We start from the raw sequence: 15310 nt of genomic DNA on the forward strand, positions 1-15310 counted from the left end.
CCTCGGGCTGAGAAGGCTGCGCCAGCCGGGCTTGTGCTTCACCGGCTCGGCAACCCCTCAATCTAAGAATTTTCGCGCCCGTCGAACTCGACGCCGGTGCGGTCTTGGCTATGGCCGATACCGGGGGGGTGAATACGTACCCTGGGGCGGCGCGCAGTTCTTCACCGGGCGGCTCTCCGACCGCATCGGTCGGCACGGACTCAACGTCGCGGGCATGTGGCTGTGTGGTGCGGGCGTGGCCCTGCTGCCGATGGGCCACGGCGCGTGGTGGTGGAGCACGTCGGCCGCGGTCGCCGGACTGGGCATGGCCATGCTCTACCCGAATCTGAGTGCGGCGGTGGCCGACATCGCCCACCCGACATGGCGTGCCTCGGCCATCGGCCTTTACCGCTTCTGGCGTGACCTGGGCTACGGCCTTGGCGCGCTAGGGCTGGGCGCCGCGGCGGCGCTGGGTGGACGCATCGAGACCGCGTTCTCGTTCGTGGCCGTGGCGATGTTCCTGTCGGGGGCCGTGCTGTGGCGCTGGGGGGAAGAAACCCACCCGCGACTCAATCCGGCCCCGGTGGTGCTGGAAGACTGACTTTGCTGGAGACCATCCATGAACCTGATGACCGCGGCTCACCGAGCCAAGACCCTGGCCCTGGCCGCCACCTGTGCCGCCGTGCTGGGCGGGCTGCCGCTCCTGGCCCACGCCCAGCTCGACAAGGCCAGCACGGAGGCGCTGGAGACCTACTTCGAGTTCAGCGACTACAACAGCGGCACTATCATGGCCGAGCAGATCCCGGCGGGGGACTGGAAGAAGTTCTACCTCCTCGACGTGCGTGATGCCGGCCAGTTCGCCAAGGAGCACATCCCCGGTGCCGTGAACATCGAGTGGCGCAAGGTCTTCGCCGAGCGGGCGTCGCTGCCCAAGGATCGGCTGATCCTGGCCTACTGCAACACGGGCTCGTTTGCGGCCCAGTCGGTGATGGCGCTGCGGCTGGCCGGGTTCGAGAACGTGCGCCTCCTGCACGGCGGGTTCGTCGCCTGGAAAGCGGCCACCGCAGCGGCTGCGCAGTAGCACGCGCCAGGCTGCGGCTCAGTGCGCCAGCGGCCCGGCGTCGTCGAGCGGCGACACGATCCCGAACCGCTTCATGCGCCGGTACAGCGTCATGCGCGAGCAGCCCAGCGTGCGGGCCACTGCCGACACGTTCCAGCGTGCCGCCCGCAGTGCCTGCAACAACCGCTCGGCCTCCTCGCCCGGCGTCGCTTCGGTGCGCACCGCCGCTGCGGTTTCACGACGCCCCGCCGTCAGCGCGTCCGGCAGATCGTCCAGCCGCACCACGCCGTCGTTGCAGACCGTGCGCGCGTAGTCGATCGCGTTGTGCAGCTCGCGCAGGTTGCCGGGCCAGCCGTGGCGGTGCAGCGCGGCGCGGGCGTCGGCGGTCAGGCGCGGCGGTGTGGCCGGGCGGGTGGCGTCGGCCAGCAGGCGGTCGATCAGCCAGTCGAGGTCTTGCCGTTCGCGCAGCGGCGGCAACGTGAACAGCGCGCCGTTGAGCCGGTAGTACAGGTCTTCGCGGAAGCGTCCCTCGCGCACCATCGCCTCCAGCGCGCAGTGCGTCGCCGCGATCACGCGCAGGTTCACCGGCACCGGCCGCGTCGCGCCGATCGGCAGCACCTCGCGCTCGGCCAGCACGCGCAGCAGCCGCGCCTGCAGCCCGCGCGGCATGTCGCCGATCTCGTCGAGGAAGAGCGTGCCGCCATCGGCTTCCTGGATCAGCCCGCGCTTGCCCCGCGGCCCGGCGCCGGAGAAGCTGCCCGCGAGGTGGCCGAACAGCTCGCTTTCGATCAGCGTCTCGGGGATGGCGGCGCAGTTCACCGCGACGAACGGGCCGGCGCGGCGCTGGCTGCTCTGGTGCAGCGCCTTGGCGAAGAACTCCTTGCCGCTGCCGGTCTCGCCGGTGACGAGCAGGCTCACGGGGCTGTTGACGAGCCGGGCGGCGCGGGTGATCTGGCGGTCCAGCGCGGGGTCGCCGCCCGAGAGTGCCTGCAGCGGTGGCGGCACGGGTTGTTCGACGGGCAGCGTCCGGCGTGGTGTGCTGTCCACCGCCGGCGACCAGGGCGTGCTGACCGGTGCTGGCGTCACGCCGAGGAACAGCCGGTGCCGCCCGCCCGCGCGCAGCACTGCGCGCTGGTCGACCGCCCTGCCCTGCACGAAACGCCCCAGCTCGTTCAACGACACGTCCAGCAGCCGGCCCAGCGGCTGTCCGATCAGCGTGGACACGGTGCCCGGCGGACGACCTGCCGCGCCCGCCGCCGGCTCGAACAGCCGCTGCGCGCGCCGGTTGTGGCCGATCACGCGCCCGCTGCTGTCGAGTGCCAGCAGGTAGTCGGGGTTCACGTCGAGGAACTGCGGCGCCTCGCTCAGCCGCAGCACCCAGTCGCGGCGGTGGCGGTGCAGGAAGGCGGCGTTCTCCACCTGCTGCGCGCACGCCTTGACCAGTTGCAGCGCCAGGTGCTGGCTCTCCTTGGGCTGGTGGCTGCTGAGCTGCGAGATGTCGAGCACGGCGTTGAGCTGGCCGCGGGCGTCGTAGACCGGCGCGCTGGTGCAGGTCAGCGGGATGTGCGTGGCGTCGAAGTGGTCGTCGAGGTGGACGGTGAGCGCCTCGCCCGTGCTCAGGCAGGTGCCGACGCCGCAGGTGCCCGCGTGCGCCTCGCTCCAGTCGGCGCCGAGGTAGAGCCCCGCCTTGCGCAGGCTCGGCTCCAGCACGAGGTCGCCCAGGAAGTCCACCGTCACCCCGCGCGCGTCCGTCAGCAGCACGACATAGCCCAGCCCAGCGACCTGTTGATACAGCGCCTCCAGCCCGTGGCGGGCGATGTGCAGGAAGGCGTCCATCTGGTCCTGGTGTTCACGCAGGCGGGCCTGCGGCAGGATGACGGCCTCCTGCATCCGCGTCGGGTCGAGCCGGTGTTCGTGGACGCAGCGCTGCCAGCTCGCGCGGATGACGGCGTCGTGGCGGGCGGCGGCGGGTGCTGCGAGGCCGGTGTCGGCCACCTGCATCACCGTGGCGATGTGGGCGCGTCGTGACGGAATGGGGGCCGGGACATAGGGCGACATGGCAGGCTCCGGAGGCGCAGGGGCAGCCTTGCACTGTGCCGGAGCCCTCCCCGCTTGGCGAGCCCGTGATTACGCGCGCACAGGACGTCCTTCAGCGGCTCAGCCCAGCAGCTTGCGGTATTGCACGAAGCCGCTCTTGTCGGCGATCCGGTCGTAGAGCTGCATCGCGTCGAGGTTGGTCTCGTGGGTCAGCCAGTGGACACGCGACGCTCCGGCTTGCGTCGCCGCGGCGTAGACGTGTTCGATCAGCGCCCGGCCGATGCCCTGGCCGCGGTGATCGGGCGCGGCGTAGAGATCCTGCAGGTAGCAGTAGTCGCCGGTGGTCCAGCAACTGCGGTGGAAGAGGTAGTGGACGATCCCGACCAGCTGCCCATCGACCTCGGCGACCGCGCAGTGCATCGGCTCGTCCGGCGTGTGGAAGCGCTGCCAGGTCGTGGCGGTGACCTCGTCCGGGAGGTCGGCGCGGTAGAAGGTCTGGTAGCCCTTCCAGAGCGGGAGCCACTGGGCGTGGTCCTCGGGGCGGGCGGGTCGGATCAGCATGGGCGGCTTCCTTCGGTGGAATCAAACCCCGTACGGTAGCGAACTTTGGCCCCGGTTTCCGTCACCGTCAGTCACCGAAGGTGTAGTGCAGCCGGGTGACCCGCCCGCGCCAGTAGGGTTTCAATCCTTCGGGCAGCCGCCACGCCACCTCGCCCGCCAGCGGGACGCGCATCCCGTCGCGCACCGCGTAGTCCGTCCAGCGGCCTTCCCACACGGTCGGCACACTGCGCCCGTCCACCATGCGGCCTCGCGCCTCGGCCCGCATCGTTTCGACCATCGCGTCGTCGCCGAAGCGGAAGGTCATCGCCACAGTGGTTGCGCCATCGCGCAGCGTGACCCGCGCGCTGCGGTCGTCCACCGGCTCCCAGCGCAGGTGCGGGCCGGGCAGCAGCAGGGTCGGGTACCAAGGCGCCTCGGCCAGGAAGCGCAACAACTCGCCCTGCGCCAGCTCGCCGCCGGTGTCGCGCTGGTCGGTGAGCGTGAACAGCCCGAACACCGCAGGATGGAGCCTGCCCTCACCCGCCACATAGGCGTCGTGTACCCGCACCGGCACGCCCGGGAACATCGCGATGGCCGCATCCCAGACGAAGCCGGGCCGGTCGACGGCGAACCGCTCGGTGGCGTGAAAGGGTTTCCAGCGGGGCGTGCGTTCGCCGAGGTCCATGGTGCCGACCTGCGCCATGTCCACGCTGCTGACCCGCCGCTGGCCGTCGGTCAGCGCGGCGCGCAGGTAGCGTTGCACGGGCGGAGGCAGGCCGTCGAGGTCGCGGGCCGCGTTGAAATGGCGGCCGGCGGCGGGCGCCACCTGCGCGGCATCGAGTTGCTGGTGCAGCGCCGCCGTGGCCTCTGCCCAGCGCGTGGCGCCGATCCGCGACAGCCCGGCCACCGCCGCCACGCCCACCGCCGTCAGCACGGCGAGCACGCCCAATCCTCCGACCAGCCACCTGTACATGCGAGATCTCCCTGTGCGAGGTCCATTCTGGGAACTGGCGTGGGGCGGAGGATGATCTTGCGCAAGGTGTGTGAGATGGCCCTTTGGTATCACCAGTCACCAGCCATCGGCGACAGCACAGTACGTCGGCGGTGTTGGCCTGTTCACGCTGCCGCCCCAGGGCTGGCGCTGCAGGCAGGTGTCACGGAGATTGATCCGGCTTGTCGCTCGGTGCGGCATCCGTGTCGGGCCGGTCTTCTCCGATCGCCACTGGTCGACCGTCCTGCCAGACCACGGCGTAGTGTCCGAGGCGGCGCTTGCGCTCCAGGGTGCTGGTGGCGGTCGCTTGCAGGGCGGCGGGCAGTTGCTGGGCGTCCAGGACCGGGGTCGAGTTCGATGAGGTGGTGTTGTTCACCGTCCGGCCTTGTGCATCAGGTGGGCGAAGAGTTCGGGGCGGTGGACACGGCTTGCCCTCTTCGTGCAGACCGGCGCAATCAAGAGCGCAGGTGCGTCCGCGCGGCCGCACGCGCAGCAAAACCCCGTCGCGGGGCACTGCGGACAGTCGTCATTAGCGGCTCGTGTGCGCTGGAATTGGTCAAGCTCAGGCCGGGTTTAGGACAGCAGGGCCGGCGTTTGGAAATACCCTACCGGATCAGCGCCGCCACGGAGATCCCCAGCGCCTGCGCCAGCTTCGCCAGCGTGGCGGCGCTGCCGGTGCGCTTGGCCCCCTCGATCTGGCTGACATAGGCGCGGCTCAAGCCCGCGGTTTCGGCCAGCGCCTGCAGGGTCAGGCCCCTGTGCTCGCGCCAGGCACGCAGCGGACTGGCGCCGTCGGCCATCGCCAGCGCCACGGCGGCGGGGTAGCGCACGCCGTCGTCTTCGCGCTCGAAACGCTCCAGGTCTGCGATGTCCTCCGCGTCCTCTGCGGCCTCGCGCATGCGCTCCCACAGCGCCGCCGGCACCACATAGAACGCTGGCTTGCCGTCCTGCTCGATCACCTGAACATGGTTGCTCATTCGTACACCTGACCCCTTCCGCCGATCTTGATGACCAGCATCACGACCCGGTCATCGAGCAGACGGTAGATCACCCGCCAGTCCTGCACGCGCAACCGGAACTCCGGGCGCCCCTGCAGCCGCGTCACGTTCTGGTGTGCCGCGTAAGGGTTGCCCGCCACTGCCTCGATCTTGCCCATCACCAGATCACGCATGTTGCGCGGCATCTTGTCCAGCGCCTTGGCGGCTTCGCGGGTGAATTCGATCGAGTGCATGGCCTGATGTTCGCATATTGCTAACAATAGTGCTACGCCATCAACCTCCCGTTCCACCCGCCGGCACCTCGATCGGCAACCGCCCCTGCGCCTTCACCTCCCGCAGCACCATGCTCGACCGCACATGCGTCACCCCCGGCAGCTTGAACACGGTGTCGTGCAGGAAGCGGTCATACGCCTTGATGTCGCGCACCAGCACGCGCATCACGTAGTCGCTCTGCCCCGTCGTGCTGTAGCAGCTGACGATCGGCGGGCAGGCGGCGACCTCGCGCTCGAAGCGCTGCACCGTGTCCTCGGTGTGTGGCGACAGGTTCACCTCGGCGATCACGCACAGGCCGAGCCCCACCTGCTCGCGGTCCACCAGCGCGGTGTAGGCGGTGATGACACCCCGCGCCTCCAGCTCGCGCAGCCGCTTCCAGCACGGCGTCGTGGACAGGCCCGTGCGCTCGGCGATCTGGGCGATGGACTGGCGCGAGTCGCGCTGCAGTTCGGTCAGGATCAGGGCGTCCCGGCGGTCAAGTTCATGCATTCGCGTGTCTCCGCAGCATTTGGTTGGTTCATTCCAATTTTCAGCCAAACAGAGGGAAGAAAAGAACCGATCACTCCACGCCGGCACCTAAAGTTTCCGGCATGAACACCGCCCCAGCCCTGCGCACCGACTACCGCCTGTCCGACAACCTGTGGGCCACGGCGGGTACGGTCTTCCTCACCGGCACGCAGGCGCTGATCCGCCTGATGGCGATGCAGCAAGCGCTCGACACGCAGCGCGGCCTGCACACCGCCGGCTTCATCAGCGGCTACCGTGGCTCCCCGCTCGGCATGGTCGACCAGCAGGTGTGGAAGGCGCAGCCGCGGCTCGACGAACTCGGCATCCGCTTCCTGCCCGCGATCAACGAAGAACTGGCCGCCACCGCCGTGCTCGGCACGCAGCGCGTCGAATCCGACCCGCAGCGCACGGTCGAAGGCGTGTTCGCGCTCTGGTATGGCAAGGGGCCGGGCGTGGACCGCGCGGGCGACGCGCTCAAGCACGGCAACGCCTACGGCTCCTCCCCGCACGGCGGCGTGCTGGTCGTCGCGGGCGATGACCACGGCTGCGTCTCGTCCTCGACGCCGCACCAGAGCGACCAGGCGTTCCAGGCGTGGAGCGTGCCGACCGTGTCGCCCGCGACGGCGGCGGAGATGCTGGAGTTCGGGCTCTACGGTTGGGCGCTGTCGCGGTTCTCGGGCGCGTGGGTCGGGTTCACGGCGCTGTCGGAGGTGGTCGAAAGCGGCACCACCGTCGACCTCGACCCACTTGCGCAGCGCGTGTCCGCCTGGCACGACGCCGACACCGTGCGCACCCGCACCGGCTACACACCCCCCGCCGACGGGCTGCACTACCGCTGGCCCGACCTGCCCTCGCTGACCATCGAGGCGCGGCTGCACGCCAAGCTCGACGCGGTGCGCGCCTTCGCCCGCGTCAACCCGATCGACCGCACGGTGATCGCGTCCGAGCGCGCCACGTTCGGCATCGTCACCGCGGGCAAGGCGCACGTCGACCTGATGGAGGTCTTCCGCCGGCTCGACCTGTCGCCGGACGACCTCGCCGCGGCCGGTCTGCGGCTCTACAAGGTGGGGCTGACGTTCCCCGTGGAGCCGACGCGGCTGACCGACTTCGCGGCCGGGCTGCGCGAGATCCTCGTCATCGAGGAAAAGGGGCCGGTGGTGGAGACGCAGTTGCGCGAGCTGTTCTACAACGCCCCCGCCGACCAGCGCCCCACCCTGCTCGGCAAGCGCGACGCGGCCGGCCAGCCGCTGGTGTCGGCGCTCGGCGAGCTGCGGCCGTCGCGGCTGATCGCGCTGGTGGCCGCTTGGGTGGCGGCGCGGTTTCCGGCGCTGGACCGGCGGCACCTCGTCGTCGATTTCACGCTGCCGGCGCTGCTGCACAACGACGCGGACGGCGTGCGGCGGGCGCCGTATTTCTGCGCCGGCTGTCCGCACAACACGTCCACCAAGGTGCCCGACGGCTCGCGCGCCCAGGCGGGCATCGGCTGCCACTTCATGGCGACGTGGATGAACCGCGACACCGAGGGCCTGATCCAGATGGGCGGCGAGGGCGTGGACTGGGTCTCGCACGCGATGTTCACCCGCGAGCCGCACGTCTTCCAGAACCTCGGCGACGGCACCTACTACCACTCCGGCTACCTCGCGATCCGGCAGGCGGTGGCAGCCAAAGCGACGTTGACCTACAAGATCCTGTTCAACGACGCGGTTGCGATGACCGGCGGCCAGCCGGTGGACGGCGTCACCAGCGTGGACCGCATCGCGCGGCAGGTCGAGGCCGAGGGCGTGCGGCAGGTCGTGGTCCTCAGCGACGACATCCGCAAGTACGACGGCCAGCACGCCCAGTTCCCGCCCGGCACCACCTTCCATGACCGCAGCGAACTCGACGCCGTGCAGCGCCGCCTGCGCGAAGTGCCCGGCGTCACGGTGCTGATCTACGAGCAGACCTGCGCGGCGGAAAAGCGGCGGCGGCGCAAGAAGAAGGAGCTGGTCGATCCGCCGAAGCGCTTGTTCATCCACCAGTCGGTGTGCGAGGGCTGCGGCGACTGCACGGTGCAATCGAACTGCGTCGCCGTGCTGCCCGAGGAAACGCCGTTCGGCCGCAAGCGGCGCATCGACCAGTCGAGCTGCAACAAGGACTATTCCTGCGCCAAGGGTTTCTGCCCGAGCTTTGTCGGCGTGGTCGGCGGGCGGCTGAAAAAACACGTCGGCGCGCTGGTCGGCGCCGCGGGTGCGGACAGCCCGTTCCGCCGCCGCATCGACGCGCTGCCGCTGCCCGCCGCGCATGTCTGGACGGCGCCCTACGACCTGCTCGTCACCGGCGTCGGCGGCACGGGCGTGGTCACGGTCGGCGCGCTGATCGCGATGGCCGCGCACCTCGAAGGCAAGGCCGCCAGCGTGCTCGACTTCATGGGCTTCGCGCAGAAGGGCGGCGCGGTGCTGAGCTTCGTGCGGCTGGCGGACCGGCCGGAGCGGCTGCATCAGGTGCGCATCGACGCGCAGCAGGCGGACGCGCTGCTGGCCTGTGACCTCGTGGTGGGCGCGTCCGCCGACGCGCTACAGACCGTGCGCCACGGCCGCACCCGCGTGCTGGCGAACACGCACGAGACGCCGGTGGCCGAGTCGCTGCGCAACCCGGACGCGAGCCTGAAGGCGCCGCTGCTGCTGCAGAAGATCGAGCACGCCGCCGGCGCCGGGCAGGTGCGCACGCTCGATGCACAGCGGCTGGCGGAGGACTTCCTCGGCGACGCGATCGTGTCGAACATCGTGGCGCTCGGCTTCGCGTGGCAGGCGGGGCTGGTGCCGGTCAGCCTGGCGGCGATGCAGCGGGCGATCGCGCTGAACGGCGTGGCGGTGGAGAACAACCAGAACGCCTTCGCGCTCGGGCGGCTGGCGGCGGCGGACCCGACGGCGTGCCGGGCGCTGCTGGACGAGCCGGCGGAGGACGCGCCTGCGGTCGAGCCGCTGGACGCCCTGATCGCCCGCGGCATGACGCACCTGACGGCGTATCAGGACGCCGCGTGGGCGCAGCGGTGGCGGGCGCTGGTGGATGAGGTGGGTGTGGTGGAAGCGGGTCTGCCGGACGGCGCCGACCGGCCGCTGACCCGCGCGGTGGCGACGCAAATGCTGCGGCTGATGGCGTACAAGGACGAGTACGAAGTCGCCCGGCTCTACACCGACCCCACCTTCCGCCGCAGCCTCGATGCCCAGTTCGAAGGTGACTTCCAGCTCGAATTCCACATGGCCCCGCCGCTGCTCGCCCGCCCGAAGGACGGTCAGCCGCCGCGCAAGCTGCGGCTCGGCGCGTGGCTGCTGCCGGCGATGCGCTGGCTCGCCAAGGGCAAGGCGCTGCGCGGCACCGCGCTCGACCCGTTCGGCCGCACCGACGAGCGCCGCACGGAGCGCGCACTGATCGGGCGCTACGAGGCCCGCGTGCGCGAGCTGCTCGCCGCGCTGGCGGTGGACGCCTCCCCCCGGCGGCGTGCGCTGGCCATGCAGATCTCCAGCGTGCCGCACACGGTGCGCGGCTTCGGCCACGTGAAACTCGCCAACCTCGCGCTGGCGCAGGTGCGGGAGGCGGAGCTGCTGCACCGCTTCGATCCTGTGGCCTATCCGCCGCCTGCGGGGACGGGCGTGCCGGTGGCCGGGCAGTTCAAGGGGATCCGGGTCGAGACGCTCTGAGTGAGCACGTCTGGTGCACTACGGCTTCGCCCGCCGCAGCCCCTCCGCCTGCCGGTCATAGTCTTCGCGCGACCGGGTCATGTCGGCCAGACAGCGCGAGCGGTCCTGATGGTCCTGCAGCTTCATGCAGTGGTCGCGTTGCCAGGCCTGGCCGATGTTCCAGAACTGGTCGGTGCTGCAGGCGGTCAGCAGGGTCAGGGCGCAGAGTGCGAGTATGGGAAGGCGCATGGTGGGGTGAGGGAGTTGGTGGATGGCTCAAAGGCCGGGGGCGGCGTCGACCAGAAACCGCTCTGCCAGCAGTGCCCAGTACGCCGCGCCGACCCCGACGTTGTCGTCGTGGAAATCGTAGCCAGGGTTGTGGACCATGCAGCCGCCCTCCCCGTCGCCGTTGCCGATCAGCAGGTAGCTGCCGGGGCAGTGTTCCAGCATCACGGCGAAGTCCTCGCTGCCGTTGAGCGCGGGGCCGTTCAGCGTGACGTGGTCCGGGCCGAGCAGCTCCAGCGCCACGCGGCGGGCGAAGTCGGTCTCGGCCAGGGTGTTGACCAGCACCGGGTAGTCGCGCTTGTAGTCCACCTCGGCGCGCACGCCGAAGCTCTCCGCCTGCGCCACCGCCAGCGCGCGGATGCGCCGCTCCAGCAGGTCGCGCACGCCTGGGTCGAGCGAGCGCACGCTCAGCTCCAGCGTTGCCCGGTCCGGGATCACGTTGCTGGCGCGGCCGGCGTGCAGCGCGCCGACGGTGACCACCGCCATCTGCTGCGGATCGACATTGCGCGATACGACGGTCTGCAGCGCCATCACCAGACTGGCTGCGGCGACGACCGGGTCGGTGGCGAGCTGCGGCGCCGCGCCGTGGCCGCCGGTGGCGTGCAGCGTGATCGTCACGTCGTCGCTGGAGGCCAGCGCCGCGCCGTCGCGCAGCACGAGCCGGCCCTGCGGGATGCCGGGCATGTTGTGCATCGCGAAGACGGCGTCGCAGGGGAAGCGCGCGAACAGGCCCTGCTCGATCATCAGCTTTGCGCCGCCGGGGTATTCCTCGGCGGGCTGGAAGATCAGGTTCAGCGTGCCGGAGAAATCGACGTGGTGCGCGAGGTGGTGCGCCGCGGCGAGCAGCATCGCCGTGTGGCCATCGTGGCCGCAGGCGTGCATGACGCCGTCGTGCGCGCTGGCCCACGGCTTGCCGCTGGTTTCCTGGATCGGCAGCGCGTCCATGTCGGCGCGCAGGCCGAGCCGGCGCGGGCCATTGCCGCGCTTCAGCTGGCCGACGACGCCTGTGGTCGCCAGTCCGCGGTGCACGGTGTAGCCCCAGGCTTCGAGCCGCTCGGCGACGAGTTGCGCCGTGCGGTGTTCGGACAGGCCGAGTTCGGGGTGGCGGTGCAGGTCGCGGCGCAGCGCGATGAACTCACTGGCCTGCGCCTGCAGTGCGGTGAGCATGGGGTGCGTGGTCATGGGCATGGTCCTGTGGGGTGGTGCAGCAATGTGGCAGTGGAGACTGTCATTTCGGCAGGGTTGGCAGCGAAACGCGGCAGTTCATGCGCTTCCGCCTGACGCCGACCTTCGGGAGACTCTACCCAAGCCCAGCACTTCCGGAGACGTCCATGGACACCACCATCACAGCATCTACCTTGTCCCCCACCCTGTACGTCGGCGTCGAGGACATGGTCCGGCTCGTCCAGCGTGTCGGCCTGCCCGCCTGCATCGCGGGCGTGGCCGAGCGCATCGAAGCCGCCTTCCTGCGCTGGAACGACTTCGACAAGCGTGCGCGCCTGGCCTGCCATTCCGCTGACGGCGTGATCGAGCTGATGCCGATCGCCGACGCCGAGCATTTCACCTTCAAGTACGTCAACGGCCACCCCAAGAACACCCGCGCCGGCCTGCCCACCGTGATGGCCTTCGGCGTGCTGGCCGATGTCGCCACCGGCGTGCCGCGGCTGCTGTCCGAGCTGACGCTGACCACCGCGATCCGCACCGCCGCCATGTCTGCCACTGCCGCGCGCCACCTGGCCCGCCCGGGCAGCCGCGTGATGGCGCTGATCGGCAACGGCGCGCAGAGCGAGTTCCAGGCGATCGCCTTCCGCGACCTCGTCGGCATCCGCGAGCTGCGCCTGTTCGACACCGATCCCGCCGCCACGGCCAAGCTGGCCGCGAACCTCGCCGCGAACCTCGACGGACAGGGCCTGTCGGTGACGGTCTGCGCCAGCATCCGCGAGGCCGTGCAGGGTGCCGACATCGTCACCACGGTGACCGCGGACAAGACCAACGCCACCATCCTGACGCCGGACCTGATCGCGCCGGGCATGCACCTGAACGCCGTCGGCGGCGACTGCCCCGGCAAGACCGAACTGCACGCCGACGTGCTGCGCTGCGGCCCGGTATTCGTCGAATACGCGCCGCAAAGCCGCATCGAGGGCGACGTGCAGCAGATGCCCGCGGACTTCCCCGTGACCGAGTTCTGGCAGGTGCTCGCCGGACAGGCACCGGGGCGCACCTCGGCCGAGCAGGTGACAGTGTTCGACTCGGTCGGCTTCGCGCTGGAGGACTACGCCGCACTGTGCTTCGTGCACGACACGGCGCGGGCGCTCGGCCTGGGCCGGGAGATCGATCTGGTGCCGCAGGCGGTGGATCCGAAGGACCTGTTCGGGCTGCTGCGGGCGCCGGTGGACGCGCTGCGGATCGCCGCCTGACGCGCAGACAGACTCAGCGGTAGCTCGCCAGCAGGATGCTCGTCTCCGTCGTGCGGATCCCCTTGATCAGCCGCACCCGCTCCAGCACCCGCGACAGCTCGGCCATCGAATCGGCGCGCAGCTCGGCCAGCAGGTCCCAGCGGCCGTTGGTGTCGTGCAGGGCCTGCACCCCCGGCTCGCCCAGCAGGTTGGCGATGACCTCGCGGGTCTGGTTGCCCTCGACCAGCACGCCCATCCAGGCGCGGATCTGGTCCGGCTCGGCATCCGGGCGCAGGCGCAGCGTGTAGCCGACGATCACCTGCTCGTCTTCGAGCTTGCGCAGCCGGTTGGTGACGGTGCCGCGCGAGACGCCGAGCCTGGTGGCCAGCGCGGCGACGGTCAGCCGCGCGTCCTGGCGCAGCAGCGAGATCAGGTGGCGGTCGGTGTCGTCCATCGCGGCAGTGTGCCTGCGGCGGGCGGTGGCGGCCAGTCGGGTCATGCCGGGGCGCTGGTTGACGCCAGTCAAGCCAGACCGACCCTGCGGGTGCCACGATGTTCCGGTTCCCCCTGTGTCTGGAGAAGACCATGACCACCGCCCAGAAGTTCGACCTGCCCCGCCGCGCCGCCCTGCGCACCGCCCTGATGCAGCGGCAGGAAGCCCTGCTGGCCTCGCAAGCCCTGCACACCGACGGCGGCACCCGTGTCCAGCACGCCCGCGAGGTGCTGCTCCAGGACGGCGACGATGCCCCCGCCCGCGACTCCGACCGCGAGATCGACCTCGTCTTCACCGACCACGAGCGCCAGGAGCTGGCCGACATCGGGCTGGCGCTGCAGCGCATGGACCACGGCACCTATGGCGTCTGCCTCGACTGCAGCGCGGACATCCCGCTGGCGCGCCTGGAGGTCATGCCGCAGGCGCTGCGCTGTCTGGCGTGCGAGCAGGTCGCGGAAGGTGCGAACCGGTGAGATCATGAGCGGCGCGACAATCGCGCCATGAGCACGATCGACACCCCCCTCCACGACCGCGAGACCGGCTCCCGCCGCTCCACCCGCGACACCACCCGCACCGACGACACCCGCATCGACGCCGTGCGCCCGCTGATCACCCCCGCGCTGCTGCACGAGCGGCTGCCGGTGAGCGAGCCGGCGCAGGCGCTGGTGGAGCAGGTGCGCGGCGAGATCGCCGACGTGCTGCACGGCCGCGATGACCGGCTGGTGGTCGTCGTCGGGCCGTGCTCGATCCACGACCATGCGCAGGCGATGGAATACGCCGCGCGCCTGAAGCCGCTCGCGGACGAGCTGCGCGGCGAGCTGGTCACCGTGATGCGCGTGTACTTCGAGAAGCCGCGCACGACGGTCGGCTGGAAGGGCTACATCAACGACCCGCACCTGGACGGTAGCTTCGCCATCAACGAGGGGCTGGAGCGTGCCCGCGCGCTGCTGATCGACATCCTCGGCCTGGGCCTGACGGCGGGCAGCGAGTTCCTCGACCTGCTCAGCCCGCAGTACATCGCCGAGCTGATCTCGTGGGGGGCGATCGGCGCGCGCACCACCGAGAGCCAGAGCCACCGCCAGCTCGCCTCGGGCCTGAGTTGCCCGGTCGGTTTCAAGAATGGGACCGATGGAGGCGTGCGCGTGGCGACCGACGCGATCCTGGCCGCGAGCGCGCCGCACGCCTTCATGGGCATGACCAAGATGGGCGTGGCCGCCGTGTTCGAGACGACGGGGAACGCCGACTGCCACGTCATCCTGCGCGGCGGCAAGGCGCCGAACTACAGCGCGGCGGACGTGGAAGCGGCGTGCGCGATGCTGCGCGGCGCGGGCTTGCGCGAGCAGGTGATGATCGACCTGTCCCACGCCAACAGCAGCAAGCAGCACCGCCGCCAGATCGAGGTCGCCGAGGACATCGCGGGCCAGATCGCGGGCGGCGAGCGGCGCATCACGGGCGTGATGATCGAGAGCCATCTGGAGGAAGGCCGGCAGGACCTGCGGCCGGGCGAGCCGCTGCGGCATGGGGTGTCGATCACGGATGCGTGCATCAGTTTTGCGCAGACGGAGCCGGTGCTGCGGAGGCTGGCGGAGGCGGTGCGGGCGCGGCGGGCGCGTGGCGCCGCCTGATCGCCCCGGCCGTCATCCCGCGGCCACCTTCCCGTTATCCCTCGATCACCTTCTCGTCATCCTCGCGAACGCGAGGACCCACGCCAGCACATGACCGGCCTCTCCATGCATGGGTGCCCGCCTTCGCGGGCATGACGGGGTGGGTTCATGTCGGGTCATCCGCCTTGCCCGCCGCGGCGGAACGGATCCGTGAGCGCGACCGCCGCCGCGGTCATGCTGCGGTGCGGCCAGCTCACCCAGCGCCTCGGCCCGGCCCATCAGCCACAGCGCCGTGGCGACGATGCCCAGGCCGACGCCCGGATCTCCCTGCTCCAGCCAGATCAGCGTCGGCACCGACACGCCCAGCCGCTGTGCCCAGGCCCGCTGTGATTCACCGCGTCGCACTTGTGTGATGTCGATGCGTTCGGTGTGACTCTGCCGGATGGTCAGCACGGGCTGGTTTCGGTATGGGATATACCAACAAGCCCAAC

The 15310-nt window shown here is 70.6% G+C and carries 17 protein-coding genes; 6 read left to right on the top strand and 11 right to left on the bottom strand.

Annotated features, from left to right (window positions below):
• Both AABN02_RS03975 and AABN02_RS03980 read left to right on the top strand, forming a co-directional pair.
• Positions 1-580 (top strand): MFS transporter (locus tag AABN02_RS03975; protein ID WP_338413622.1); only part of this gene is annotated, 580 nt, incomplete at its 5' end.
• A gap of 18 nt (positions 581-598) precedes the next feature.
• Positions 599-1060: a rhodanese-like domain-containing protein gene (locus AABN02_RS03980; RefSeq protein WP_338413623.1), complete on the top strand. Its 462-nt coding sequence runs from the start codon at positions 599-601 to the stop codon at positions 1058-1060.
• 18 nt (positions 1061-1078) lie between these two features.
• Here AABN02_RS03980 and AABN02_RS03985 read toward each other — a convergent pair whose 3' ends face one another.
• The 7 genes from AABN02_RS03985 to AABN02_RS04015 all read right to left on the bottom strand — a co-directional run bounded on the left by AABN02_RS03985 (position 1079) and on the right by AABN02_RS04015 (position 6367).
• A complete protein-coding gene (locus AABN02_RS03985) occupies positions 1079-3097 on the bottom strand; it encodes a sigma-54-dependent Fis family transcriptional regulator (protein ID WP_338413624.1) in 2019 nt (672 codons plus the stop codon).
• Between the two features lie 99 nt (positions 3098-3196).
• Positions 3197-3637 (bottom strand): GNAT family N-acetyltransferase, encoded by a 441-nt coding sequence (locus AABN02_RS03990; RefSeq protein WP_338413625.1) that lies wholly within the window; start codon positions 3635-3637, stop codon positions 3197-3199.
• Positions 3638-3704: 67 nt separating this feature from the next.
• Positions 3705-4589: a DUF6544 family protein gene (locus AABN02_RS03995; RefSeq protein WP_338413626.1), complete on the bottom strand. Its 885-nt coding sequence runs from the start codon at positions 4587-4589 to the stop codon at positions 3705-3707.
• 181 nt (positions 4590-4770) lie between these two features.
• A complete protein-coding gene (locus AABN02_RS04000) occupies positions 4771-4983 on the bottom strand; it encodes a hypothetical protein (RefSeq protein WP_338413627.1) in 213 nt (70 codons plus the stop codon).
• A 229-nt stretch (positions 4984-5212) separates the two neighbouring features.
• Positions 5213-5584 (bottom strand): helix-turn-helix domain-containing protein, encoded by a 372-nt coding sequence (locus AABN02_RS04005; protein ID WP_338413628.1) that lies wholly within the window; start codon positions 5582-5584, stop codon positions 5213-5215.
• Positions 5581-5838, bottom strand: coding sequence for a type II toxin-antitoxin system RelE/ParE family toxin (locus AABN02_RS04010; protein ID WP_338413629.1), 258 nt, complete (start codon positions 5836-5838; stop codon positions 5581-5583). The genes AABN02_RS04005 and AABN02_RS04010 overlap by 4 nt, the downstream gene beginning before the upstream one ends.
• 40 nt (positions 5839-5878) lie before the next feature.
• Positions 5879-6367, bottom strand: a complete 489-nt coding sequence (locus tag AABN02_RS04015; RefSeq protein WP_338413630.1) for an Lrp/AsnC family transcriptional regulator — start codon at positions 6365-6367, stop codon at positions 5879-5881.
• Positions 6368-6468: 101 nt separating this feature from the next.
• On the opposite strand from AABN02_RS04015, the gene AABN02_RS04020 reads away from it, so the two are divergent.
• Positions 6469-10062: an indolepyruvate ferredoxin oxidoreductase family protein gene (locus AABN02_RS04020; RefSeq protein WP_338413631.1), complete on the top strand. Its 3594-nt coding sequence runs from the start codon at positions 6469-6471 to the stop codon at positions 10060-10062.
• Between the two features lie 18 nt (positions 10063-10080).
• On the opposite strand, the gene AABN02_RS04025 is transcribed toward AABN02_RS04020, so the two are convergent.
• The gene (locus tag AABN02_RS04025; RefSeq protein ID WP_338413632.1) at positions 10081-10290 is read right to left on the bottom strand and encodes a hypothetical protein; all 210 of its coding nucleotides are present in this window, start codon (positions 10288-10290) and stop codon (positions 10081-10083) included.
• A 27-nt stretch (positions 10291-10317) separates the two neighbouring features.
• Positions 10318-11508 (bottom strand): M20 aminoacylase family protein, encoded by a 1191-nt coding sequence (locus tag AABN02_RS04030; protein ID WP_338413633.1) that lies wholly within the window; start codon positions 11506-11508, stop codon positions 10318-10320.
• A gap of 149 nt (positions 11509-11657) precedes the next feature.
• Between AABN02_RS04030 and AABN02_RS04035 the strand changes: the two genes are divergently transcribed.
• Positions 11658-12743, top strand: coding sequence for an ornithine cyclodeaminase (locus AABN02_RS04035; RefSeq protein ID WP_338413634.1), 1086 nt, complete (start codon positions 11658-11660; stop codon positions 12741-12743).
• Positions 12744-12756: 13 nt separating this feature from the next.
• Here the strand turns inward: AABN02_RS04035 and AABN02_RS04040 are convergent, their stop codons facing one another.
• Positions 12757-13176 carry an Lrp/AsnC family transcriptional regulator gene (locus AABN02_RS04040; RefSeq protein WP_338413662.1) on the bottom strand — a complete coding sequence of 140 codons (420 nt, stop codon included), beginning with the start codon at positions 13174-13176 and terminating at the stop codon, positions 12757-12759.
• Between the two features lie 131 nt (positions 13177-13307).
• Between AABN02_RS04040 and AABN02_RS04045 the strand changes: the two genes are divergently transcribed.
• Both AABN02_RS04045 and AABN02_RS04050 read left to right on the top strand, forming a co-directional pair.
• Entirely contained in the window at positions 13308-13688 is a 381-nt protein-coding gene (locus AABN02_RS04045; RefSeq protein WP_338413635.1) for a TraR/DksA C4-type zinc finger protein, read from the top strand.
• A 27-nt stretch (positions 13689-13715) separates the two neighbouring features.
• A complete protein-coding gene (locus tag AABN02_RS04050) occupies positions 13716-14840 on the top strand; it encodes a 3-deoxy-7-phosphoheptulonate synthase (RefSeq protein ID WP_338413636.1) in 1125 nt (374 codons plus the stop codon).
• A 45-nt stretch (positions 14841-14885) separates the two neighbouring features.
• Here the strand turns inward: AABN02_RS04050 and AABN02_RS04055 are convergent, their stop codons facing one another.
• The gene (locus tag AABN02_RS04055; protein WP_338413637.1) at positions 14886-15272 is read right to left on the bottom strand and encodes a hypothetical protein; all 387 of its coding nucleotides are present in this window, start codon (positions 15270-15272) and stop codon (positions 14886-14888) included.
• Positions 15273-15310 lie beyond the last annotated feature (38 nt).

The organism is uncultured Sphaerotilus sp. (assembly GCF_963924895.1).
GTDB lineage: Bacteria > Pseudomonadota > Gammaproteobacteria > Burkholderiales > Burkholderiaceae_C > Sphaerotilus.